Annotated in this window: 4 protein-coding genes; all 4 read left to right on the top strand. The window is 68.2% G+C overall.

From position 1 onward, the window contains the following. A partial coding sequence (locus JYJ84_RS36355; protein ID WP_205190274.1) for a hypothetical protein occupies positions 1 to 229 on the top strand: 229 nt, incomplete at its 5' end. 10 nt (positions 230 to 239) lie between these two features. After that, positions 240 to 818 carry a YqgE/AlgH family protein gene (locus JYJ84_RS36350; protein ID WP_011351143.1) on the top strand — a complete coding sequence of 193 codons (579 nt, stop codon included), beginning with the start codon at positions 240 to 242 and terminating at the stop codon, positions 816 to 818. Further along, positions 815 to 1264: a Holliday junction resolvase RuvX gene (gene ruvX / locus JYJ84_RS36345; RefSeq protein WP_174976967.1), complete on the top strand. Its 450-nt coding sequence runs from the start codon at positions 815 to 817 to the stop codon at positions 1262 to 1264. The genes JYJ84_RS36350 and ruvX overlap by 4 nt, the downstream gene beginning before the upstream one ends. Next, positions 1251 to 1565, top strand: a 315-nt coding sequence (gene pyrR / locus JYJ84_RS36340) for a bifunctional pyr operon transcriptional regulator/uracil phosphoribosyltransferase PyrR (protein ID WP_205187242.1), incomplete at its 3' end; no start/stop codon positions are given. The genes ruvX and pyrR, both read left to right, overlap by 14 nt.

The following is a 1565-nucleotide window of genomic DNA, read 5'->3' as shown; positions in this document are numbered from 1 at the left end:
CCGCCGGATCTCACCGCGGCGTCCGGCGCGCTCGGCGCGGCGCTCGGCCGAGCCTGACGAACAAGGGGACGAACACGCGCCGGCGGCCCTTGCCGCGCGGGCCCGCAACACGCTGCCGACAGCGCCCGCGCGCGTGTTAGAGTGCCATGTGATCCGTGCGCGCCGTTGCCAGCGCGGTGCGGCGTTGCTTGTTGATCGCGGCTCGGTCAGGCCGCGGCGTCTTTGCTAAAATTCAAACCATGTCAAAGCCTTCCGATCGCATCAATCTCACCAACCAGTTCCTGATCGCCATGCCGAACATGGCCGATCCGACGTTCTCGGGAACGGTGGTCTATCTTTGCGATCACAGCGAGCGCGGTGCGCTCGGCCTCGTCATCAATCGTCCTACCGACATCGACCTCGAATCGCTGTTCAACCGCATCGACCTGAAGCTCGACATCGAGCCGCTGCTGCACATCCCGGTGTACTTCGGCGGCCCGGTCCAGACCGAGCGCGGTTTCGTGCTGCACGAGCCGGTGGAGGGCGCGAGCTACAACTCGTCGATGTCCGTCGAGGGCGGGCTGGAGATGACCACGTCGAAGGACGTGCTCGAGGCGGTCGCGACGGGCACCGGCCCGAAGCGCTTCCTGCTGACGCTCGGTCATGCGGGCTGGGGGGCAGGGCAGCTCGAGGAAGAAATTTCCCGCAACGGCTGGCTGACCGTGGCCGCCGATCCGCGCATCGTGTTCGACACGCCGGCCGAAGAGCGCTTCGAAGCCGCACTCGGCCTGCTCGGCGTCAGCTCGTCGATGCTGTCCGGCGAAGCAGGGCACGCATGAGTGGCGCGAGCGCGCGCGATGCGACGCTCCTCGCGTTCGACTACGGCGAAAAGCGTATCGGCGTCGCGATCGGCAATGCGCTGACGCGCTCGGCCCGTGCGCTCGTCGTGATCCAGAACCTGAACCGCGAACACCGCTTCAAGGCGGTCGGCGACCTGCTGGCCGAATGGCGGCCGGACGCGCTCGTCGTCGGCCTGCCGATGCATCCGGACGGCACGCCGCACGACATGACGCAACAGGCGAAGCGCTTCGGCAACCAGCTGAACGGCCGCTTCGGGCTACCCGTCACGTGGGTCGACGAGCGCTATTCGTCGGTCGAGGCCGAGGCCGGGCTGCGCGAGCGCAACGTGCGCGGCCGTGCCCGCGTCGAGATGCTCGATGCCGAGGCCGCGCGCGTCATCCTTCAACAGTATCTCGATCAATTGTCCGACCATGAGCACCATTGATGCCGAGGCGCTTTACCGCGTCCTGCTCGACCAGATCCGCGCCGCGTACGGCACGGCGTTCGCCGAACCGGGCGGCCCGCGGCTCGCCGGCATTCACAGCGGCGGCGCATGGCTGGCCGAGCGCCTCGCACACGATCTCGGCGCACCGGCGTTCGGCGTCGTGAACGTCGCGCTGCACCGCGACGACTACGCGAAGAAGGGGCTGCACAGCCAGGCCAGCCCGACGTCGCTGCCGTTCGAGGTCGACGGCGCGCGCATCGTGCTCGTCGACGACGTGCTGTATACCGGGCGCACCGTGCGA

Origin of the sequence: Burkholderia sp. LMG 13014 (genome assembly GCF_905232215.1) — a bacterium.
In the GTDB taxonomy this organism is placed as follows: Bacteria; Pseudomonadota; Gammaproteobacteria; order Burkholderiales; family Burkholderiaceae; genus Burkholderia.
Note: the sequence above shows the minus strand (reverse complement) of the source record. Positions and strands in the feature narration are given on the sequence as shown.